Origin of the sequence: Micromonospora mirobrigensis (assembly GCF_900091555.1) — a bacterium.
GTDB classification, from domain to species: Bacteria; Actinomycetota; Actinomycetes; order Mycobacteriales; family Micromonosporaceae; genus Micromonospora; species Micromonospora mirobrigensis.
The window spans coordinates 252,587-273,518 of sequence record NZ_FMCX01000006.1; the positions used below are offsets into that span (position 1 = coordinate 252,587).

General features: G+C 74.4%; 19 protein-coding genes. 8 read left to right on the forward strand and 11 right to left on the reverse strand.

Annotated elements, in window-relative coordinates; translation table 11 throughout:
* Positions 1 to 91: 91 nt before the first annotated feature.
* From GA0070564_RS20875 to GA0070564_RS20895, 5 genes are all read right to left on the reverse strand, one after another.
* Positions 92 to 1,618, reverse strand: a complete 1,527-nt coding sequence (locus GA0070564_RS20875; protein WP_091611013.1) for a hydroxysqualene dehydroxylase — start codon at positions 1,616 to 1,618, stop codon at positions 92 to 94.
* A gap of 111 nt (positions 1,619 to 1,729) precedes the next feature.
* Entirely contained in the window at positions 1,730 to 3,031 is a 1,302-nt protein-coding gene (locus tag GA0070564_RS20880) for an SGNH/GDSL hydrolase family protein (protein ID WP_245670128.1), read from the reverse strand.
* A gap of 38 nt (positions 3,032 to 3,069) precedes the next feature.
* Positions 3,070 to 3,564 (reverse strand): SRPBCC domain-containing protein, encoded by a 495-nt coding sequence (locus tag GA0070564_RS20885; RefSeq protein ID WP_091611019.1) that lies wholly within the window; start codon positions 3,562 to 3,564, stop codon positions 3,070 to 3,072.
* A 126-nt stretch (positions 3,565 to 3,690) separates the two neighbouring features.
* Complete coding sequence (locus GA0070564_RS20890; RefSeq protein ID WP_176730772.1) at positions 3,691 to 6,405, reverse strand: ATP-binding protein; 2,715 nt, start codon at positions 6,403 to 6,405, stop codon at positions 3,691 to 3,693.
* A 78-nt stretch (positions 6,406 to 6,483) separates the two neighbouring features.
* Positions 6,484 to 6,963 (reverse strand): MSMEG_6728 family protein, encoded by a 480-nt coding sequence (locus tag GA0070564_RS20895; RefSeq protein ID WP_091611025.1) that lies wholly within the window; start codon positions 6,961 to 6,963, stop codon positions 6,484 to 6,486.
* Between the two features lie 86 nt (positions 6,964 to 7,049).
* Between GA0070564_RS20895 and GA0070564_RS20900 the strand changes: the two genes are divergently transcribed.
* Entirely contained in the window at positions 7,050 to 8,825 is a 1,776-nt protein-coding gene (locus GA0070564_RS20900) for an NAD-binding protein (protein WP_091611028.1), read from the forward strand.
* A gap of 3 nt (positions 8,826 to 8,828) precedes the next feature.
* Here GA0070564_RS20900 and GA0070564_RS20905 read toward each other — a convergent pair whose 3' ends face one another.
* Together GA0070564_RS20905 and GA0070564_RS20910 are read right to left on the reverse strand one after the other, a co-directional pair.
* Entirely contained in the window at positions 8,829 to 10,076 is a 1,248-nt protein-coding gene (locus GA0070564_RS20905; RefSeq protein WP_091611031.1) for an APC family permease, read from the reverse strand.
* Between the two features lie 9 nt (positions 10,077 to 10,085).
* Complete coding sequence (locus tag GA0070564_RS20910; RefSeq protein ID WP_176730773.1) at positions 10,086 to 10,913, reverse strand: phosphatase PAP2 family protein; 828 nt, start codon at positions 10,911 to 10,913, stop codon at positions 10,086 to 10,088.
* On the opposite strand from GA0070564_RS20910, the gene GA0070564_RS20915 reads away from it, so the two are divergent.
* Complete coding sequence (locus tag GA0070564_RS20915; protein ID WP_176730774.1) at positions 10,902 to 12,167, forward strand: DUF4032 domain-containing protein; 1,266 nt, start codon at positions 10,902 to 10,904, stop codon at positions 12,165 to 12,167. The two genes, GA0070564_RS20910 and GA0070564_RS20915, sit on opposite strands and share 12 nt — an antisense overlap.
* Before the next feature lie 11 nt (positions 12,168 to 12,178).
* Here the strand turns inward: GA0070564_RS20915 and nagA are convergent, their stop codons facing one another.
* Genes nagA through GA0070564_RS20930 form a run of 3 tightly spaced genes read right to left on the reverse strand, consistent with a single transcriptional unit; the run spans position 12,179 to position 15,209 of the window.
* Positions 12,179 to 13,288, reverse strand: a complete 1,110-nt coding sequence (nagA, locus tag GA0070564_RS20920) for an N-acetylglucosamine-6-phosphate deacetylase (protein WP_091611039.1) — start codon at positions 13,286 to 13,288, stop codon at positions 12,179 to 12,181.
* Complete coding sequence (locus GA0070564_RS20925) at positions 13,285 to 14,283, reverse strand: ROK family protein (protein WP_281182181.1); 999 nt, start codon at positions 14,281 to 14,283, stop codon at positions 13,285 to 13,287. The genes nagA and GA0070564_RS20925 overlap by 4 nt, the downstream gene beginning before the upstream one ends.
* Positions 14,280 to 15,209 carry an SIS domain-containing protein gene (locus GA0070564_RS20930; RefSeq protein ID WP_091611043.1) on the reverse strand — a complete coding sequence of 310 codons (930 nt, stop codon included), beginning with the start codon at positions 15,207 to 15,209 and terminating at the stop codon, positions 14,280 to 14,282. Before GA0070564_RS20930 ends, GA0070564_RS20925 begins: the two co-directional genes overlap by 4 nt.
* 197 nt (positions 15,210 to 15,406) lie before the next feature.
* Here GA0070564_RS20930 and GA0070564_RS20935 point away from each other — a divergent pair, with 197 nt between their 5' ends.
* The 4 genes from GA0070564_RS20935 (at position 15,407) to GA0070564_RS20950 (ending at position 18,847) form a co-directional block, all read left to right on the forward strand.
* A complete protein-coding gene (locus tag GA0070564_RS20935; RefSeq protein ID WP_088968702.1) occupies positions 15,407 to 16,192 on the forward strand; it encodes a DeoR/GlpR family DNA-binding transcription regulator in 786 nt (261 codons plus the stop codon).
* A gap of 143 nt (positions 16,193 to 16,335) precedes the next feature.
* Complete coding sequence (locus GA0070564_RS20940) at positions 16,336 to 17,310, forward strand: ABC transporter ATP-binding protein (protein ID WP_281182185.1); 975 nt, start codon at positions 16,336 to 16,338, stop codon at positions 17,308 to 17,310.
* Entirely contained in the window at positions 17,307 to 18,326 is a 1,020-nt protein-coding gene (locus tag GA0070564_RS20945; RefSeq protein WP_091611656.1) for an ABC transporter permease subunit, read from the forward strand. The genes GA0070564_RS20940 and GA0070564_RS20945 overlap by 4 nt, the downstream gene beginning before the upstream one ends.
* A 113-nt stretch (positions 18,327 to 18,439) precedes the next feature.
* Entirely contained in the window at positions 18,440 to 18,847 is a 408-nt protein-coding gene (locus tag GA0070564_RS20950; protein ID WP_091611052.1) for a DUF3263 domain-containing protein, read from the forward strand.
* A 4-nt stretch (positions 18,848 to 18,851) separates the two neighbouring features.
* On the opposite strand, the gene GA0070564_RS20955 is transcribed toward GA0070564_RS20950, so the two are convergent.
* On the reverse strand, positions 18,852 to 19,067 hold the full coding sequence (locus tag GA0070564_RS20955; protein WP_088968699.1) for a hypothetical protein: 216 nt from the start codon (positions 19,065 to 19,067) through the stop codon (positions 18,852 to 18,854).
* 238 nt (positions 19,068 to 19,305) lie between these two features.
* On the opposite strand from GA0070564_RS20955, the gene GA0070564_RS20960 reads away from it, so the two are divergent.
* Both GA0070564_RS20960 and GA0070564_RS20965 read left to right on the forward strand, forming a co-directional pair.
* Positions 19,306 to 20,130, forward strand: coding sequence for a hypothetical protein (locus tag GA0070564_RS20960; protein ID WP_245670146.1), 825 nt, complete (start codon positions 19,306 to 19,308; stop codon positions 20,128 to 20,130).
* Between the two features lie 150 nt (positions 20,131 to 20,280).
* Positions 20,281 to 20,790 carry a GNAT family N-acetyltransferase gene (locus tag GA0070564_RS20965; RefSeq protein ID WP_091611060.1) on the forward strand — a complete coding sequence of 170 codons (510 nt, stop codon included), beginning with the start codon at positions 20,281 to 20,283 and terminating at the stop codon, positions 20,788 to 20,790.
* The last annotated feature ends 142 nt before the right edge of the window (positions 20,791 to 20,932 follow it).

Sequence of the window (20,932 nt, forward strand, 5' to 3'; positions counted from 1 at the left end):
GGCAATTGTAACTAAAACGGTATGTTGCCGAGGGTGGTAAGGAGGGAACGAGCGTGATGCGCCGCCGATGGTGTGAGGAGGCGGGGCGGGGTCAGTGGCGGGCGAGCAGACCCCGGGGGCGGATGGAGCGGACCGGCTCCGCGGCGCCACCCTCGGTCCGCAGGATGTGGTTGGCCGCCAGGATCCCGGTGGCCGCCGAGCGTTCCATCAACGCGCTCGGGAACTCCGTCCGGATGCCGTCGCCGGCCAGGTAGAGCCCGTCGGCCTCGGTGCGTACCCCCGGTCGCCAGCGGTCGCTGCCCGGGGTGAACGCCGGGGCCTGGGCCTCCACCCGGGCGCGCAGCTCGCGGACCCGCAGCCCCGCCGCCTCCGGCCACAACCCGACCAGCTCGGCGCGCATCCGCTCGGCCAACTCCTCGGCCGGCACATCCGGCTCGCAGGCGTACGCGTGCAGCTCCACCACCGAGCCGCCGGTGCGCTCGGCCCAGCGGCGGGACTCGTTCTCCAGCCGGTGGTAGAGGGTCACCGAGTCGAGGGTGGCCTGCCGGGACACCCCGCTGAACACCGCCCGGTCGGAGCGCACGTCCCCGTCCATCCAGTAGCGGGCCACCGCGTACGGCGGGCCGGCCGTGCCGAACGCGGACATCCGCTCCACCAGCTGCGGCGCGGCCCCGGCGAGCACCGGGGAGGCGCCGACCAGCCGGGCCAGCGCGGGCGGGTCGACGGCGAGCACCACGTGCCCGGCCGGGTACGACGTGCCGTCGCCGGTGGTCACCCGCCAGCCGCCCGGGGTGCGGTCCAGCCGGGTGGCCGGGGCGTCGGTCAGCACCCGGCCGCCGTGCGACTCGACGTGCCGGCGCAGCGGCCCCCAGATCGCCGTGGCGTAGTCCTCGTCCGGGCAGTCGAAGGCCAACCCCTCCGGGTTGCCCAGCAGATAGAAGTGGAACTGGGCGATCATCTCCGCCGCCGACATCTCGGCCTCGTGGTTGAAGAACGAGTGGGAGAAGACCTCGAAGAGCATCGCCCGGGCCCGGTCCGGCAGCCGCAGCGAGGTGAGCAGCTCGTCGGCGGTGGTGTCGTCGAACTCGGCGTACGTGCGTTCCGGGTGGTAGGTGAGCAGCGGCAGCGCGGCGTCCCGGTCCATCGACCGCAGGTCGGCCAGGCGCAGGCTGGGACTGCGCAGCAGCAGCGCCAGCAGGTTGAACGGCGGCGCCGGCGGCAGCTTGCCGAACTCCTCGGTGGGCCACTGGGACGAGAGGATCGGATAGCCGGGGATCGGCTTGAGGAAGTCCAGCCTCGGGTCGACCCGGCGCAGGATGGACCGCCAGTTGTAGTACTGCCGGAAGAACGCGTGGAAGCCGTGCTCGTTCATCTGGTCGCCGTCGGGCAGCGCCTCCGGCCACGCGCCGAGCCGGCCGCCGAGGGTGGGCGCCGCCTCCAGCACCGTCACCCGGACACCCCGCTCGGCGAGCACCACCGCCGCGGACATGCCCGCGATGCCGCCGCCGACCACCACCGCCTCGGCCGGGCCCGGCACCCGGGGCGCGCCACCGCCGCCCGGATCCACCACGTGCTCCCGTACGCCGATGAGCCGACCGACCGCCTGCGACAGCGTCATGTGCACCCTTCCCCGCCCCGACTAAGCCTCCAGTCTGCCCGAGGAACGCAGCGGGGGCCCCTGGCACCGCTCGGCGTCGTGCCGGGGCCCCCGGGTCGGCTGCGTCGACCCTCAGCCGTGGCGGCTGATCAGGGGAGCGACCACCGCCGCGATCGCGGCGGCACCCGCGTCGTTGGGGTGCAGGTGGTCGCCGGAGTCGTAGGCCGGCCGCAGGGCGTTCCGATCGGCCGGGTCGGCGAGGGCCCGGTCCAGGTCGGCCACGGCGTCGTACTCGCCGCCGTGCCGGATCCAGGCGTTCACGGCGTCGCGGACCGCCTCATTGGCGGGAGTGTCGTAGCCGAACGCCCCCTTCACGGGCAGGGTGGTGGCTCCGACGACCCGGACGCCCCGCGCGTGTGCCGCCCGGATCAACCGCCGATGCCCGTCGATCACCTGCGCCGCGGTCACCACCGGTGAGGCGCCACAGCCGAAGTCGGGGAATCCTCCGCCGCCGATGTCGTTGATGCCGGCGAGGATGATCACGGAATCGACGCCGGGCTGGCCCAGCGCGTCCCGACCGAACCGGGACACTCCCGCCTCGCCGAAGCAGGTCGAGTCGGCGAGCAGCTTGTTGCCGTTGATGCCGGCGTTCACCACGCTCGCCGGTCGGGGACCTGTCCGCAGCAGTTCAGCCAGTTGGTCCGGGTACCGGTTGTCGGCGTCGACCGTCGTGCCGTACCCGTCGGTGATCGAGTCCCCGAAGGCCACGACCACCCGGTGTTCCCGTCCGGGTCGGCCGGCCGTGTCGACGCCGGTGAGGAAGTACCAGGATCGGCTGGTGTCGGTGAACACGTCGGTCCGGTCGGCGAACCGCTGGTCACCGGCCGCCCGGTAGGTGGTGGCGGTCGCGTTCTCGTGTCCGGTGGCCGGGCCGGTGGCACCGGCGAAGAACAGCGTCACCGCGAGCGGATCGAGGGCCCGCGTCGGCAGCGGCGCCGGGTCGGAGGCGAGTTCCGCTCCCGCCGGGACGACCGCCGACGTCGAGCCGCCGAAGGTCAACGGGCGCAGGCTCCCCCGGCGGACGGCCGGCCCACGGGTGGCGTGCCCGACGGTCGCGCCGGCCACCCGCAGCGGCCGGTCCCCGAAGCGGTTGGACAGCCGGATCCGGACCCTCGAGCCGCCGACGCCCACCCGGACCACCTGCCGCAACGACTGGTCGGCGAAACCGGTGACCGACCAGTTCGGTGCGCCGAAGCCGGGGAAGGGGTGGTGGGGCGATGCGGCCCAGGCCGATCGCCAGCGGTCCGGGTCGGACACGCCGACCTGGGCGGACCGGTGCGCCGTAGTCGGCGACGCGGTCACGGCCTCGGCGGGCGCCAGGAGCGCCACGGCCAGCGCGGTGCCGAGGGCGAGCAGGCGTCGCGGCGACGGCACCGGCGCACCTCCCGTCCGGGTGTCGGTTGGTGGGACGTTCATCCGGCGACGCCCGAGCCGGTCTCCAGCAGCGACTTCAGGTCGCTGAGCACGAACGCCCAGCCACCGCCGGTTCCGGGCACGGAGCCGCTGACCAGCGCCGCGGTCTGGGGTGCCCCGGTGAGGTCGTGGGTGACGGTGAGGGTGGTGATGCCGCGCTCGTCCTGGCCGATCTCGTAGGTCAGCCGGGTGGGCCCCTCGGCGGCCATGGCGGGATCGGCGGTCATCCGCCAGGTCATGGCGAGCCGGCGGAGGGGTTCGACCGCGGTGATCTCACCCTCGACGATGACGATGTCGACGCCGCTGCCGACCATGGCCTCACTGGCGTAGCCGCGGTAGGAGCCACCGGGGCGCAGGTCGATGTCGATGGCGCCGGCGTACCCGTAACGCCTGGTGAGTTCCGACCGGGTGAGCGCGGCCCAGACCTGCTCCGGGTCGGCCTTGAGATAGCTGCGGTGCACCAGTACGTCGGTGCGCTGCGCGGTGTCCGTCATCGTTGCTCCCTGCTGATCCGACGCCGGCGGCGTCTCGGTCCGATCAGCCTCCGCCCGACGGCCCGCCGGCACATCCGTGCTCACCACGGATCCGGCCACGGAGAACACGTCGGTAGGTGGTGCCGGTCAGCCGTCGGGGGCCGCCATGCCCAGCGACCGCAGCTCGGCGCGGGCCTCTTCCTCGCGGCCGGGCAGCAGCGCCAGGGTGCAGGCGTACTCGGCGCACGCGCCGATCCGCTGCCAGCCGGTCAGGGCCGCCACGAGTGCCTCGGGATCGGCAGCCGACCGCCACCGGGCCCGCGCCAGACCCGCGGCGGCCCACGCATTGTCGGCGACATCGGCCTCGGCCGCCGCGAGACGGCGGACCGCGTCCGGCAACCCGGCGGCGACCGCCAGTTCCGCGCCGGCCGCCCTGGCGTACGCCTCGTAGCGGAAACCGGAGAAGGCGGCGAACGCCCGCTCGACGAGCCGGGACGCGTCGGCGAAGTCGCCCAGGTGCAGGGCGAGGCGGCAGTCGGCGAACACCGCCGACGGCAGGTTGGCGAGGGAAACGCCGGCACCGGCCGCGCTGGTCGTCAGCCGCTCCCGCCAGAGCGGCAGGCTGCCCCGGTCGCCGCGGAACCCGCACGCCAGCACGGCGAAGGCCATGGCACCCACCAGCTGCCCGCTGGGTGGCCGGTCGGCCCGCTGCCAGCCCTGCCACAGCGCCTCCGCCTGCGCCAACGACTCGTGGAGCCTGCCGCGGAGCGCGAGGGCGGGCACCAGGGTGGTCAGCGAATGGGTGCGGTCACCGGCCAGCTGGTCGGTGGCCATCCGGCGGGCTACGCCGAGTGCCGCGGGCAGGTCGCCGGCCCGGATCGCCACCGTGGCCATCCCGTGGACGATGTCGCCGATCTCGGGTGCCGCCCGCGGGTCGGTGGAGTCGAGCGTACCCAGCAGTTCGAACCGCTCCCTGGCGATGCGCTGCGCAGCCGCCGCTCGTCCGGCCTGCGCGTGTGCCGTTCCCAGCACGTCCAGGCCCGCGCTGACCAGTGTCGGCACGCCGCAGCGCCGGGCCGCCGCCGCGGCGACGGCGGCGAGTTCCTGGTCCGGACGGTTCGGCCTGCCGCCGGCGTGCCAGGCCGCGGCGATGGCGACGGCGGCGGCCACCGCGGGATCGGCCGGATCTCCCGTGGCCCGGGCCCGCTCCAGCAACCCGGTCAGCCGCTCCCGCGTCAGGTCGCTGGCGAGGCGGCCGTCGAACCGGTCGACCAGCTCCACCACCCGGGTCAGGGCGAGCGCCTGGGCGTTGCCGTCGCCGGCCGCCTCCGCCAACTCGGCGCAGGTCAGCAGAAGGTCGAGCACCTGCCTGCCGGTGGCGGTGCCGACCAGTGCGCAGTCCGCCGCGGCGCGTAGATCCGCGACCGCCTCGGCGGGGTCGGGCGCCCGCGCCGCGGCTTGCCGGTAGCAGTCCAGGGCCGCGGCCACGAACCCACGGGCGTACGAGAGTCGACCGAGCGCCCGGGCCAGCCGGTGCGGCGCCGGCCGGGCGCCGTAACGATGAGCGAGCAGCGCGGCCCGCAGGTCGTCGGCGGCGAGGTCGAAGTCGTCACGCCACTCGCCGCCCAGCCGGTCGACGAGGTCGCTCGCCGTCGAGGTGGCCCACTCGAGATACCGGTCGAAGACCTGGCCCCGGGCCGGGTCGGTGCCGAGGTGTTCCCCGGCGAACGCCCGGACGGTGCCCAGCATCCGCCAGCGGTCGGCGCCACGCTCGCGTGTCACCAGACTCTTCTCGACCAGCCGGCCGAGCAGGTCGGCGGTCTCGGCCACGTCGCCGTGCGGCGCCACTCGGGCCGCGCCGGCCAGGTCGAACCCGCCCACGAACACGGACAGCCGCCGGAACAGCGTCTGCTCGTCGGCGTCCAGCAGTCCGTAGCTCCAGTCCAGCACCCCGCGCAGCGAGCGGTGCCGCCGGTCGGCCCGGCGGCCGCCGGTCAGCACCCGCAGCGGATCGGTGAGCGCGGCCAGGAGGCCCGCCGCCCCCAACGAGGCACTGCGCGCGGCGGCGAGTTCGATCGCCAGCGGCACGTTGTCGAGCCGAGCGCAGAGTTCGTCGACGGTCGCCGTGTCGTCGGTCAGCCGCGCCCCGGCCGACCGGGCCCGGTCGAGGAAGAGGGCCCGTCCGTCCGACCCGGGCAGTGGCAGCACCGGCAGGACCAGCTCACCGGGCACCCCCAGCCGTTCCCGGCCGGTGGTGAGCAGCGTGACGCCCGGGCATGCGGTGAGCAGCCGGTCGGCGAAGGCGGCCACCGCGTCCAGCAGATGCTCGCAGTTGTCCAGCACCAGCAACGAGCGATCGGCGCCGAGGCCGTCACTGATCGCCTCCGACAGTGGCTGCCGTGGGCCCGGGGTGACGCCGAGCGTGGCAGCCACCGCCTGCGCCACCGACCCGTCCCGCACCGGAACCAGGTCGACGAAGGCGCTGGGCGGCCACCGCGCCGCGAACTCGACGGCCAGCCGGGTCTTGCCCACCCCGCCGACGCCCACCAGGCTCACCAGCCGGGCGTCGTCGACCGCCCGGGCCAGCGTCTCCAGTTCCGCTTCGCGGCCGAAGAAGGCAGTCCGCGGTGCGGGGGGCCCGGTCGGCGCGGCGCCGGCCGGACATGGCCGCGTCGCCGCCGCCGGCAGGACCGCAGACAGCGCCCGCCGATCGGCGACGCCGTACTTGCGCAGCAGGGACGAGACGTGGCTCTCGACGGTGCGGACGGAGATGAAGAGGCGCTCCGCGATCTCGGCGTTGGTACGCCGTTCCGCCAGCAGGCTCAGCACCTCGGCCTCCCGGGCCGAGACCGTCACCTCCACCGCGACCGCCCCCGCATCGTCCCATCGTCGCCGAAGCCGGCCGATCCGTCACGCCCGCCCAGCCGATGGGAAGGAGTTTCAGGGCAGGCAGCGGCGGGGGCGGTCGGAGGCGGGCCAGACGTACTCCACGTCGGGCGGGACGTCACCGAACAGCGGCCGGTAGTGCTCGGGCGCCTTGCGGACCAGCGACGAGCGGTGGCTCAGGTGCAGGTCCTCGCGGCCGAGCCAGGGCGGCAGCTCACCGGCGTCGGCCAGCTCGGCCTGGCCGCGGATCCGGGTCAGGCCGCAGGCGGTGGCCAGGTCGGTGGTCATGGTGGCGGCGCAGGTGTCCGCCCGGCCCGGCTCGCACCAGACGGCGCAGACGTCCAGCCCGTACCGGACCAGCGCCTCCTCGTAGCCGGCCCACATCCTCACCGCCGGGTGGTTGCGCCAGCCGTAGTCCGGCCGGGTCAACCCGCGCAGCACCTGGATGGCCTCCACCCGCTGCTTGCCCAGCCGCTTCTGGTCCAGCGTCCGCGCGCTGGCCAGGAAGTCCGGGTACGGGAGGAACGTCTGCATGCCGCTGCACTACCCGGCCCGACGGCGGGCATGCGTCCAAGATCAGGGGGCTGCGCCCGCTGCGATCGGCTGACTACCATCCGGACATGGCCGAACCCCTGCGCGACCGGGCCCGCCGTGCGACCGGTTGGCGGCTGCGCGGCAACGGCGACCCCCGGCCGCACTACGTGGTCTGCGGTTCCGACCCGCTCGCCTACTGGGTGGTCCGGGCGCTGCTCGGCAACGGTCCGGCGGCCGGCCGGATCCGGGTCACCCTGGTGGTCCCGGAGCGGCGCCGCTCGGAGGGGCCGGACGGGCGGGACATCGAGGGCATCCAGGTGGTCCGGGCCGACCGGCTCGACGAGTCCACCTTCCGCCGGGCCGGGCTGGCCGGTGCGGACGGGCTGGCGCTGCTGCATCAGGACGACGTGGGCAACATGCACGCCACGCTCTGCGCCCAGGAGGTCGAGCCCCGGCTGCGCCTGGTGGTACGCATGTTCAACACCAGCCTCGCCGACGGCCTGCGGCAGCTCTTCCCCGACTCGGCGGTGCTCTCCGACGCCTCGATGGCCGCGCCGGCCTTCGTGGCTGCCGCCCTCGGCGAGGTCGCCCCCACCCACTTCCGGCACGCCGGCCGCACCCTCTACGTGGCGCGGCGGGCCGACGTACGCCCCGACGACGTCGTCTGCGGCCTGGCCGTCACCACGGACCCGGACCTGATCCGGGTCCTCCCGGCGGACGAGGAGTCCGCCGACGTGGTGCTCGCCGAGGCGACCGGCCAACCGGCCGGCACCGAGCTGGCGGCCCGCCGCCTGGTCCGGGCCCGCCGCCGCCGGCAGCCGTTCGCCGTGCTGGTCCGGGCCGTGCGCAGCTTCGCCACCCGCAAGATCGGCATCGCGGTGCTCCTGCTGCTCGGGATGATCGCCGTCCTCGGCTGGCTCAACGCCCGGGCCGCGCACGTCGACTGGGCCGACGCGCTCTATCTCACCCTGGTCACCACCCTCAGCGGCCAGGACCCGGACCTGGCCAAGCCGGCCGCCGCCCAGGTGATGCAGGTGGTGCTCAACCTGGCCGGGCTGGCCCTGATCCCGCTGATCACCGCCGTGGTGGTCGACGGGATCGTCAACGCCCGGCTGGCCCTGCACTCCGGCCGGATCCAGCCGGACCGGACCGGCCACGTGGTGGTGGTCGGGCTGGGCAACATCGGCACCCGGGTGATGGCCCAACTGCACGACTTCGGGGTCGAGGTGGTGGCCATCGACCGGAACCCGGACGCCCGGGGCGCGGCGCTGGCCCACCGGCTCGGCGTGCCCCTGATCGTCGGCGACGCCGGGCTGGAGGAAACGCTGCGCGCCGCCTCCGTCCCCACCTGCCAGGCCCTGGTGGTGGTCTCCACCGACGACGGCACCAACCTGCGGGCCGCGCTGAACGCCCGGGCGCTCGACGCCGACCTGCGGGTGGTGCTGCGGCTCTTCGACGGCGACTTCGCCGAGCGGATCCAGAGGGCCTTCGGCATCGGCATCTCCCGCAGCGTGTCTTACCTGGCCGCGCCGGCGTTCGCGGTGGCGCTGCTGGACCGCGCGGTAGTCGCCACCATCCCGGTCGGCCGGCACGCGCTGCTGGTCACCGAGGTCCCGGTGGTGGCCGGCTCCCCGCTGGACGGCCGCCCGCTCGCCGCGGTGGCCCGCCCCGGGGAGGTACGCCTGCTCGCCCACAGCCGCCCCGGCCGCAAGGCCGACTGGTCCACCGATCCCCGGGTGGTGATCCAGGCGGGGGACCGACTGACCGTGGTGGCCCGCCGGGCCGGACTGAGCGCCCTGCTCCGGGAGACCACACCGCTGCCACCGCCCGTGCCGCCGGCGCCCCGGGAGGCGCCCGAGTGAGGGTCAGCGGGCGGTGGGGCGGAGCCGGTGGCGCAGGGCGTACCCGGCGGCGCCGAGGGCGAGCACGGCGAGACCGGCGAGCACGCTGCTCACCGGCAGGCTGACCACCAGCACCACACAGCCGACGAGCCCCAGCGCGGCGATCAGCTGCACCGGCAGCTTCCGCCCCGGCTCCCGGCCGAGGGTGAGCGCCGAGGCGTTGGCGATCGCGTAGTAGACCAGCACCGTGCAGCTGGAGAAGCCGATCGCGCCACGTACGTCGCCCAGCGCCACCACGACGATCACCACGGCGGCGACCGCCAGCTCCGCCCGGTGCGGCACCTGGTACCGGGGGTGCACGGTGGCCAGCGCGCCGGGCAGGTCGCGGCGGCGGGCCATCGCCAGGGTGGTCCGGCCCACCCCGGCCAGCAGGGAGAGCAGCACCCCGACCACGGCCACGGTGGCGCCGACCCGGACCAGCCCGGCCAGGCCGGGCAGCCCGGCGGCGCTGACCACCTCGGCCAGCGGGGCGCTGGCGGCGGCCAGCCGCTGCTCGCCGAGCACCCCGAGGGCGACCACGGCCAGGGTCAGGTAGATCGCCAGCACGACGCCCAGGGCCAGCGGCACCGCCCGGGGGATGGTCCGCTCCGGTTCGCGTACCTCCTCGCCGAGGGTGGCGATCCGGGCGTACCCGGCGAAGGCGAAGAAGAGCAGCCCGGCGGCGGTGAGCACGCCCCGGTCGCCGGTGCCGGCCAGCCCGTCCAGCTGGTCGGGGGCGACGTGCGGGGCGCCGGTCACCGCGACCACGGCCAGCACGGCGAGGGTGACCGTCACCAGCACCCGGGTCGCCGCCGCGGTCTTGCCGATGCCGCGCAGGTTCACCGCGGTCACCGCCACCACGGCCGTCGCCGCCACCTCCCGGGCCCGCTCCGGCCAGGCGTACGCGCCGATGGTCAGCGCCATCGCCGCGCAGCTCGCCGTCTTGCCGACCACGAAACCCCAACCGGCGAGGAAGCCGGCGAACGGGCCGAGCCGTTCCCGGCCGTACACGTAGGTGCCGCCGGACTCGGGGTAGCGGGCGGCCAGCCGCGCGGAGCTGGTCGCGTTGCAGAAGGCGACGAAGCCGGCCAGGGCCACCGCGATCAGCAGCCCCGCGCCGCCGGCCGCGGCGGCGGCCGGCGCGAAGACCACGAAGACCCCCGCGCCGAGCATGGAGCCGAGGCCGATCACCACCGCGTCGGCCACGCCCAGCCGGCGCGCGAGTCGTTCCACGAGGCAACCCTAGGGGTACGACGTGAACGGCCGGTCGTGTTGGCGCAGCCGGCCGGGCAACGGCAGGTCGTCCCAGGGCACCCGGCGCAGCAGCCGGTCGAGCAGGAACGCGAGGGCCAGCCCGGCCACCGAGTCGGTCAGCCAGTGCCAGCCGAGATAGATCGTGGTGCAGAAGACCACCAGCGGCGGCACCACCCGGACCGCGGTGACCAGTCGGGGTGGCATCCGGCGGCCGTAGGTGGTCAGCAGGGGCGCCAGCAGCAGGGCGATCACGCCGTACCAGACGATGGCGTTGGCGACGTGCCCCGACGGGTACGACTGGGCGTAGCGGACCGGCAGGTCGTGCTGGAACAGCGGCAGCGTCTGCTCCGGCGGCAGGAAGGGTTCCTTACTGCTGGCGCTGGGCGCCGGCCGGGCGGTCCAGACCTTGAGCGGGCCGATGGTGAGGTAGGTCAGCACGAACGCGGTGACCGGCGGCAGCAGCGGGCGGACCGAGCGCAGCCGGACGGCCAGCAGCACGCCGAGGCCCGCGGCGATCAGCGTCAGCGGGGTGCCCTGGCCCAGGTAGTTGAGGGTCATCGCGGTCCACCGGGCCACCGTGGGCCGGTGCGTGTCCGCCCAGTCGGCGACCGCCCGGTCGACCCCGAAGAGCCGGTCGGCGGCGAGCGCGACGGTCAGCGCGACGAGCCCGACGAGCAGCAGCGCGTCGAGCCACCACCCGGGCGGGCGGACCGCCCGGAGCTGGACCTTCCGCCGTACCGTCGTGGGCTCGCGCACCCGGACCACGCTACCGGCCGGCGGCGACGGCACGGCACCGGTGGCTGTGTGCCGAACCACGAAGGGAAGCGCTCGGCGGGGACAGCCGTCACACTTGTCCCCGTGCGGATCACCTCTGCCCTCGTGGACCCGGCGCTGCTCGACCTTCCCTGGTCGACCCCGCTGGAGGAGTGGCCTGCCCAGCACCTGGTGGCCCTGCCCCAGGGCATCTCCCGGCACATCGTCCGGTTCGTCCGGCTCGGCGACTTCGTGTACGCGTTCAAGGAGACCCGGGAGCGCATCGCCGAGCGGGAGTACGACCTGCTGCGGGCGCTGGAGCGGATCGACTTCCCCTCGGTGGAGGGGGTGGCGATCGTCGCCGACCGGCAGACCGACGACGGGGAGCCGCTGGAGTCGGTGTTGATCACCCGGCACCTCCAGTTCTCGCTGCCCTACCGGGCCCTGTTCTCGCACACCCTGCGCCCGGAGACCATGGGCCGGCTGCTCGACGCGCTGGCCGCGCTGCTGGTCCGGATGCACCTGACCGGCTTCTTCTGGGGCGACTGCTCGCTCTCCAACACCCTGTTCCGGCGGGACGCCGGGGCGTTCGCCGCCTACCTGGTGGACGCCGAGACGGGGGCGCTCCACAACTCCCTCTCCAACGGGCAGCGCGGCGAGGACCTGGAGATCGCCCGGGTGAACATCTTCGGCGAGGCGCTGGACCTCCAGGCCGCCGGGCTGCTGCACGAGTCGATCGACCCGGAGGTGGTCTGCGAGGAGGTCGTGCAGCGCTACGAGCGGCTCTGGCACGAGATCACCTACGAGCAGCAGATCGAGCGGGAGGCCCGGCACGACGTCGAGGGTCGGATCCGCCGCCTCAACGACCTGGGCTTCGACGTGGCCGAGGTGGCCATGTCGACGGTCGACAACGGGCGCTACCTGATCCGTCCCAAGGTGGTCGACGCCGGCTACCACACCCGGCGGCTGCTCCGGCTGACCGGCCTGGACGCCGAGGAGAACCAGGCCCGGCGGCTCCTCAACGACCTGGACGCGTACCGGGTGGAGAGCGACCTGACCGACGAGCAGCAGGCCGCGCACCGCTGGCTGACCGAGGTCTTCGAGCCGGTCGTCCGGGCGGTGCCGGCGCACCTGCGCCGCAAGCTGGAGCCCCAGGAGCTCTTCGCGCAGATCATCGAGCACAAGTGGCTGCTCTCCGAGCGGGCCGGCCGGGACGTGGGGATGGGCCCCGCCGTGCAGTCGTTCCTCTCCGAGGTGCTGGTGCACCGCCCCGACGAGCAGGCCGTCCTCGGCGTCGAGGTCCCCACCGCCAACTGACGGCGCCGGGGTCACTCCACCCAGGCGCCGCCGCGCATCACCCGGACCACGTTCAGGTCGTCGTCGAGGACCACCAGGTCGGCGCGGAGGCCGACCTGGAGCGCACCTACCCGGTCGCCGAGGCCGATCGCCCGGGCCGGGGTGGTGGCCACCATCCGGACGGCGTCGGGCATCGGGATGCCCGCCGCCACGGCGTGCCGAAGGGCGGCGTCCATGGTGAGGGTGCTGCCGGCGATCGCGCCGTCGCGGGCCAGCCGGGCCACCCCGTCGGCCACGGCGACGGCCTGGCCGCCCAGCTCGTACTCGCCGTCGGGCATGCCGGCGGCGGCCATCGCGTCGGTGATCAGGGCGGCCCGGTCCGGGCCGGCCGTCGAGGTGGCGAAGGTGAGCATGCCGTCGTGCAGGTGCACCCCGTCGGCGACCAGCTCGCAGACCACGTTCGGCGCCTCCAGCAGGGCCACCACCGGGCCGGGCTCGCGGTGGTGCAGCGGGCGCATCCCGTTGAACAGGTGGGTGGCGACGCTCGCGCCGGCCGCCACCGCGGCGCGGGTCTGGTCGTACGTGGCATCGGTGTGGCCGACCGCGGCGACCACCCGGTGCGCGGTGAGCAGCTTGATCGCCTCCTGCGCGCCGTCCCGCTCCGGGGCGAGGGTGACCATGCGTACCGCGCCACCGCCCAGCTCGACCAGCTCGCTCAGCTCCTCGGTGGACGGGTCGCGCAGGAACTCCGGGTTCTGCGCCCCGCAGCGCGCCGCCGACAGGTACGGCCCCTCGAAGTGGACACCGGCCAGCACCCCCTCGCGGACCAGCGGCGCGAAGGCCGAGGTGGCCTGTCGCATCAGCTCGAACGGGGAGCTGACCAGGCTGGCCAGCAGGCTGGTGGTGCCGTGTGCGAGGTGGAACTCGGCGGCCCGGCGGGCGGATTCGGCGTCGCCGGTGGTGAAGGTGTGGCCGCCACCGCCGTGGGTGTGCATGTCCACGAAGCCCGGCACGATCCAGTGCCCGTCGCGCACCGACGGGTACTCGGCGACTGCGGTGATCCGGTCGCCGGTCAGCTCCACGCAACCCTGCCGGACCACGCCGGTCGGGGTCACCACCTTGCCGTTCACCCGCAGGGTCATTGCGTCTCCAGGTCGTTCAGGGCCGGCACGCCGTCGAGGGTCGACAGGTCGTCGAGGGCCGGCCGGGCGTCGAGGGCGAGCAGGGCGGCGCCGAGGCAGCCCGCCTCGTCGCCGAGGGCCGCCGGCACGAGCCGCGGCTCCCGGTGGAAGGTGAGCCGCTCCTTCAGCGCCACCCGCAGCGGGTCGAACAGCCGCGGGCCGGCCTGCGCCAGCCCGCCGCCGAGCACCACGGTGGTCACGTCGAAGAGCGCCTGCCCGGTGGCCAGGCCGTCGGCGAGCGCCTCGACGGCCTCCTGCCAGACCCGGCCGGCCAGCGGCTCGCCGGCCGCCGCCCGCTCGGCCACCCCGGCCGCGGTCACCGGCGGGCCGCCCGCGTCGGTGAGTTCGGCGTAGCGGCGGGCGACCGCCGAGGCCGAGGCGACCGCCTCCAGGCAGCCGGGACGGCCGCAGCCGCAGCGCGGGCCGCCGGGGCGTACCAGGATGTGGCCGATCTCCCCGGCGGCGCCGTGCGCGCCGGTGGCCGCGACGCCGTCGACCACGTGGGTGGCGGCGATCCCGGTGCCGATCGCCACGAAGAGGACGTGGCCGGCGCCGCGCCCGGCGCCGAGCCGGGCCTCCGCCAGGCCGCCGGCCCGCACGTCGTGGCCGAGCACCGTGGGCAGGCCGGTCCGCGCCCGGACCAGCTCCCGCAGCGGTACGTCCCGGAAGCCCACGTTCGCCGACCAGACCGCCACTCCGGCGGCCTCGTCCACCACTCCGGGGATCACGACGCCGCAGGCCACCGGGGTGAGCCCGGCGCGGCGGGCCCGTTCGGTGAGTCCCTCGGCGACGGTCAGCACCGTCTCCACCACGGCGGACGCGCCGCGCCCGGCGTCGGTGGGGTGCCGTTCGGTGTGCGCCACGGTGCCGTCCGGCCGGACCAGGGCGCATTTCATCCCGGTGCCGCCGACGTCCAGCGCGACGACGACGTCGGTCGGCGTCGCCGCACCGGTCACGCCAGCACCACGGAGCGGCTGAGGTGCCGGGGCGCGTCCGGGTCCAGGCCGCGGCTGGTGGCCAGCGCGACCGCGAAGCGCTGGGCCAGGATCAGGTCGGCCATCGGGTCGACCGGGGTACGCCCGGCCGCCCAGCTGGTCAGCACGGTGCGGCAGCCGTGGGTACGGCTGTGCACGAACGCCGCCCCGGTCGCCGCCACGTCCTCGGGCAGCCCCTCGGGCAGCGGCCCGAACGCCCAGACCAGCCGGCCCGGGGCGCCGATCGAGATCGGACCGTGCCGGTAGTCCATCGCCGGGTACGCCTCGGCCCAGAAGGTGGCCGCCTCCCGGCACTTCAGAGCGGCCTCCTGGGCCAGGCCGACCGTCCACCCCCGGCCGAGGAAGGTGGCCTGCTCGATCCGGGTGGGGTCGATGGGCAGCGGCGCGCGGACGGCCACCTCGGCGTCGGCGGCCAGCGCCTCGACATGGTGGCCGAGTTGGGCGCGGAGCAGGGCCAGCGTGGTGGTGGCGAAGCGGGTCTGCACCACCGCCCGCTCGTCGGCGAAGGGCAGGGTGACGGCGGCGTCGGCGAGCGCGACGGCGGGGGAGTCGGGGTCACCGACGATGACGGTGGTGGGGACCCGGCCGCGCAGCGCGGTGATCAGGTCCAGCACCTCGGTGGTGGTGCCGGAGCGGGTGATCGCCACCAGCCGGTCGTAGCGGCGGCCGGTGGGGAACTCGCTGGCCTGGAAGGCGTCGGTCTCGCCGTGGCCGGCCTGTTCGCGCAGCCCGGCGTACGCCATGGCCATGAACCACGAGGTGCCGCAACCGACCACGGCCACCCGCTCGCCGCGGGCCGGGAGGCGGTCGGCGACCGAGCCGGCGAGCTTCGCCGCCTCGCGCCAGCAGTCGGGTTGGCTCGCGATCTCCGCGTGCACGTGGGCCATGGGAACTCCTCGCCGGCGGGTGCTCTGCGCATTACGGCTCGTTTACACCGTCTTTCGCGCGTCATTCTGCGTGAACCCGGGTGACCCTGGCAACAACCCCCTCGATCGCGCAGGACCGGGTTTTGCGCACTCCGAGTTTCGCGCACTACTGTGCACGCAATCAATCACCGTTCGTGCAGAGTCAGTGGAGGTTCCCGGTGGACCGGTACGCCAGATGGAACGCCCTGCTCGAGATGCTCACCGACAGCGGACGGGTCACCGTCGAGGAGGCCGCGGAACGGCTGGACGTCTCCCAGGCGACCATCCGGCGCGACTTCGACCAGCTCGCCCAGCAGCAGATGATCACGCGTACCCGGGGCGGCGCGGTCGCCAACGGCGTCTCGTACGACCTTCCGCTGCGCTACAAGACCGCCAAGCACTCGGCCGAGAAGCAGCGGATCGGCGCGGCGGCCGCCGCCCTGGTCACCCCGGGGACCGTGGTGGGCCTCAACGGCGGCACCACCAGCACGGAGGTGGCCCGCGCCCTGGCCGTCCGCCCCGACCTGAACACCAGCGCCGAGGGCGCCCAGCTCACCGTGGTCACCAACGCGCTCAACATCGCCAACGAGCTGCTGGTCCGGTCCCGGATGAAGGTGGTGGTGGCCGGCGGCGTGGTGCGTCCGAAGTCGTTCGAGCTGGTCGGGCCGCTCGGCGGCGCGCTGCTGCGCGAGGTCACCCTGGACGTCGCCCTGCTCGGTGTCGACGCGATAGACCCGCAGCTCGGCGCCGCCGCCCACCACGAGGGGGAGGCGGCGATGAACAACCTGATGGTGGCCCGGGCGAAGCGGGTGGTGATCATCGCGGACTCGTCGAAGCTGGGCGGGCACGCCTTCGCCCGGATCTGCCCGGTGGACCGGGTGCAGACCCTGGTGACCGACTCCGGAGCTGCGCCCGAGGTGGTCGCGGCGTTCCGCGCCGCCGGCGTTCAGGTCGTCTGCGCCTGAGCCCGGGTCGCCCGCGCGGGAAATTCAGCCGAACCGCCGATGCATACCCCGTATTGCCGACGCTACATACCCAGTATGGTGACGGTCGTCATTCACACCATCGGGGGAGGCGCAGCTTGTCGGCTGTCCTGGAGATCGAAGGTCTGCGCAAGACCTACAAGAGTCGTCGGCGCGGCACCCGCAACGCGCTCGACGGCTTCGACATGCGGGTGGAGGCCGGCCAGGTGCACGGCTTCCTGGGGCCCAACGGCTCCGGCAAGACCACCACCCTGCGTACGCTGCTCGGGCTGATCCGGCCCGACGGCGGCCGGATGAGCGTGCTCGGGCACCAGGTGCCGGCGGCCCTGCCGCAGGTCGCCGGCCAGATCGGCGCCATCGTGGAGAGCCCGCAGTTCTTCCCGCACTTCACCGCCCGGGACACCCTGGACCTGTTGGCCGGGGCGGGCGAGGTGCCGCGCCACCGGGTCGACGAGGTGCTGGAGCTGGTCGGCCTGCGCGATCGGGCCGGCGACCGGGTGAAGACGTACTCGTTGGGCATGAAGCAGCGCCTGGCGGTGGCCTCGGCCCTGCTCAAGGACCCCAAGCTGCTGATCTTGGACGAGCCCGCCAACGGCCTCGACCCGGGCGGCATCCGGGAGATGCGCAGCCTGGTCCGCGACCTGGCCGCCAACGGGATGACCGTGCTGCTCTCCAGCCACATCCTCGGCGAGATCCAGCTCATCTGCGACGCGGTCACCATCATCTCGCTGGGCCGCCGGGTCGCCTTCGGCCCGGTGGACGAGGTGCTCGCCCAGCACTCGCACGGGACCGTCCGGGTCCGGCTGGAGGCGGTCGGCGACCTGCCCACCGCCGCCGACCTGCTGGACCGGGGCGGGATCCGGGTCACCGCCGAGCCGGACCACCTGATGCTCAGCGGCGTCGACAAGCCGGCCGTGGTCAGCCGGCTCCTCGCCGACCAGGGCCTGTACGTCAGCGAACTGGCGCCGGTCGCCGTCGACCTGGAGAGCGTCTTCCTCGAGCTGACCGCCACCGCGCCGGTCCCCGGACAGCATCGGCAGGTCGACCAGTCCACGAAGGTCGGTGGCCCGGAGGTCACCAGGGGAGGGTGGGGCGCGTGAGCCTCTATCGGACCGAGCTGCGTCGGCTCGGCAAGCGGCGCTTCACCAGGTACATGGCCCTGCTCGGCCTGCTGGTGCTGGGGGCCATCGTCGCCAGCGCGTTCGTCACCAACCAGAAGATCGGTGCCGAGCAGGTCGCCGCCGCCGAACGGGCGGCCCAGGCCCACTACCAGCAGGCGGTGCGGGACACCGACGGGTTCCGGGCCGAGTGCGAGAAGGCCAAGGCGGCCGGCGAGGCGCCCGGCCCCCGGGGCTTCCCGGACGACTGCTCCCAGATCAGCCCGCCGCCACCGGAGGCGTTCGACCCGAAGTGGTCGCTGCCGTCGACGTTCCGCTTCCACGACGACTTCGCGCCGACCCTGGAGACCTTCGCGGCGCTGCTGGCGGTCGTCGGCTTCGTGGTCGGCGCGTCGTACGTCGGTGCCGAGTGGAACACCGGCGGGATGATGAACCTGCTGCTCTGGCGGCCGAAGCGGCTCAACGTGCTGTTGACCAAGCTGGCGGCGCTGCTCACCGGGACGGCCGTGGTCACCGTGCTTGCGGTTGCCCTCTGGACCGCGGCGTTCTGGCTGGTCGGCCACTTCCGGGGGACGACCACGGAGATGACCGCGGGAGTGTGGCGGTCGTTCGGGCTGACCGAGCTGCGGGCGGTGGTGCTGGTGCTGGCCGTCACGGCGGTCGGCTTCGCGGTGGCCTCGCTCGGCCGGCACACCGCCTTCGCGCTCGGCGGGGCGATGGCCTTCTTCGTGGTCGCCCAGGTCGGATTGGCGATCGTGTTGCAACTGGCCGGCGTCCGCTTCCCGGACGCCTGGCTGCTGCCCACCTACGGGCTGGCCTGGATGCGCAAGGAGGTGACCCTGGAGAACTACGACGCGTGCAACGCCAGCCCGACGGGCGGCTGCCTGCCGGACCAGCTCTCCATCACCTGGCAGCAGTCGTCGGTGCTGCTCGCCGTCGGGCTGGTGCTCGCGCTCGGCGCGGCGCTCTGGACGATGCGCCGGCGGGACGTGGCCTGAGTCGCCACGGGTGCCCCGGGAGGTTCTCCGGGGCGCCCGTGGCGTCCACTGCGTTCCTGGTCGGCCCTGGTTAGGCTGGGGTCCCCGGTCCCACCCGCCCTGCGAGGAGCGCCATGTCCGCCGACGCCTCCGCGGCCGCCACCGGCCGGCCCGAGCCGTCCCCGGCGGCCGTCGCGCCCGGGCCCGCCGTCCCGCCCCCACGCTCCGCGCCCGAGGTGGAGTCCACCCCCGGGCCGGAGCCGGACCCGCCGACCGGCACCGAGAGCGGCCCGGCCGTCGCGCCGGCAGCCACCGGGCTGACCGAGCGGGAGCGGCGGATCCTCGACTTCGAGCAGCAGTGGTGGCGGCATGCCGGTGCCAAGGAGCAGGCCGTCCGGGAGACGTTCGGACTCTCCGCGACCCGCTACTACCAGCTGCTCAACGGCCTGCTGGACAATCCGGCGGCGCTGGCCGCCGAGCCGGTGCTGATCGCCCGGCTGCGCCGGTTGCGCTCCTCGCGGGCGCGCAACCGGCGGCGCTGACCGCTCAGCGCTTCTCGTACATCTGAAGGCCGTTGCCGATGGCGAAGAACGTCGGCGCCCACTCGCCGATGAAGATGCCCCAGCGGTCCGCCCGGGCCACGCCGGCCCGCTCCAGGTGCTTGGAGAGGAACCAGCTGGTGAACGAGAGGCCGATGCTGGCGAACCCGGCAAAGTACATGTGTTCCGACTTCAGTCCCGACTCGTGCAACCGTGCCAACATGCGATCCCCCTGTCGCCGTCGTACCGCTCTGCCGGCGCCGTGCCGGGCCGGCGAGCCCACCGCTGCCGACGCTACCGTCGGCGTCCGGGCGGCGGTGGCGAGTTGGTCGGATGGCCGGCATGTCCCGGGTACGGCCGGGTAGGCGGACGGCGACGGAGGGGGTACACGGATGGGGGCACCGGACCGGCGGTACGCGACCGGGAGCCGGCCGGCGTGGCCGGCGGCTGCGGCGCCGACGATGTGGGTGAGTTCCGCCTCGGCGGCCGCCCCTGGCCGGCCGGAGAACGAGGATCTGGTGTTCCGGTTCGGGCCGCTGGTGGGCGTGCTGGACGGGGCGACGGTGCCGGAGGGCTTCGACACCGGCTGTGCGCACGGACCGTCCTGGTACGTCCGGCACCTGGCGGCCCGGATCGGCCTGGCGCAGGCGACCCGGCCGGCGGCGACGCTGATGAGCAACCTGGCGGCGGCGATCCTCGCCGTACGCGCCGACCACGACGGCCGGTGCGACCTGGACCACCCGGGCACCCCGTCGTCGACGGTCTGCCTGCTGCGGGAGGGCGGCGACCAGGTCGACTACCTGGTGCTCTGCGACTCCCCGCTGGTGCTGGAGACCGGCGGCGAGGTGCGGGTGGTCACCGACGACCGGCTCGACGCGACCACCGCCGAGCTGCGTCGGGCGGTCGCCGCCGTACCGGCCGACGCGGCCGACCGGGCCACCCGGTTCCGGCTGGCGGTGACCGCCCAGCGGGAGCGGATGAACCGGACCCACGGCTACTGGGTGGCGGCGTCCGATCCGGACGCGGCGTACCACGCGGTGACCGGGACGCTGCCGCTGCGCGGGGCGGGCGCGCTGCGCCGGGCGGTGCTGCTCAGCGACGGCGCCTCGTGCGCGGTGGAGCAGTTCGGCCTCTTCGGCTGGCCGGGCCTGCTCGACCTGGTGGCGTCCGAGGGGCCGGGGGCACTGGTCGACCGAGTCCGGGCGGCCGAGCGGGACCACGCCGACCGGCTGCGCCGGTTCAAGCGGGCCGATGACGCCTCGGTGGTGCTCTGCGAGTTCGGGTGAGCGGCCGGGCGGCCGGAGTCCCGTCCACAGGACCACGGAGCGTGAGGCGGGACACGTCGGTGGCACGACCGGCCGAGACCTCCCGACGGACCGGCAGTACCCGCCCAAAGGGCTGGACTGAGCCGGTCCCGGGCGGCAGACTGCGGCACTGTGACGGGATCGGTACGGCTGGAGCCGGTGGACGAGCAGAACCTGGAGCCGTTGCTCTCCGTAGCGGTAGCCGAGGCCGAGCCGGCCGACGTGATGCCCCCGGTGGAGGCGCCGGCCGGTTGGTCCCAGGCTCGCCGGGACGCCTTCCGTGACTTCCACCGGGCCAGCTTCGGCGGTCTGGACGGCCCGACCCGGACCCTGATGTTCGCCGTCGTGGCCGGCGGTGAGGTGGTCGGCATGGTCCGGATGGCCCGCTGCGACACCCCGGGGGTGGTGGAGACCGGGATGTGGCTGGGCCGGTCGGCTCGCGGGCAGGGGTTGGGTGCGGCGGCACTGCGCGAATTGTTGAACCGCGCCGCCGCGGCCGGCATGCGTACCGTGGTGGCCGAGACGACACCGGACAACGCGGGTGCCGTTTCGGTGTTGCGGAAATGCGGTGCGAAATTGCGTGACGAGGGTGGGAAACTGCACGCGGAAATGTGTCTGGATTCCGCCCTGCCGATCCGCTGAACCACCTGCTTGTCATCGGGAAAGCATTTGTCCCCCGACCTGCTCAGAGCGATTATGATGTCCGCTTTGTAGCATTCGTGACGGCGGCTGCCCGGCAATCCCAATAGCTCTCCCAGCCATTCCCTGTGCGGCACAGAAAGGT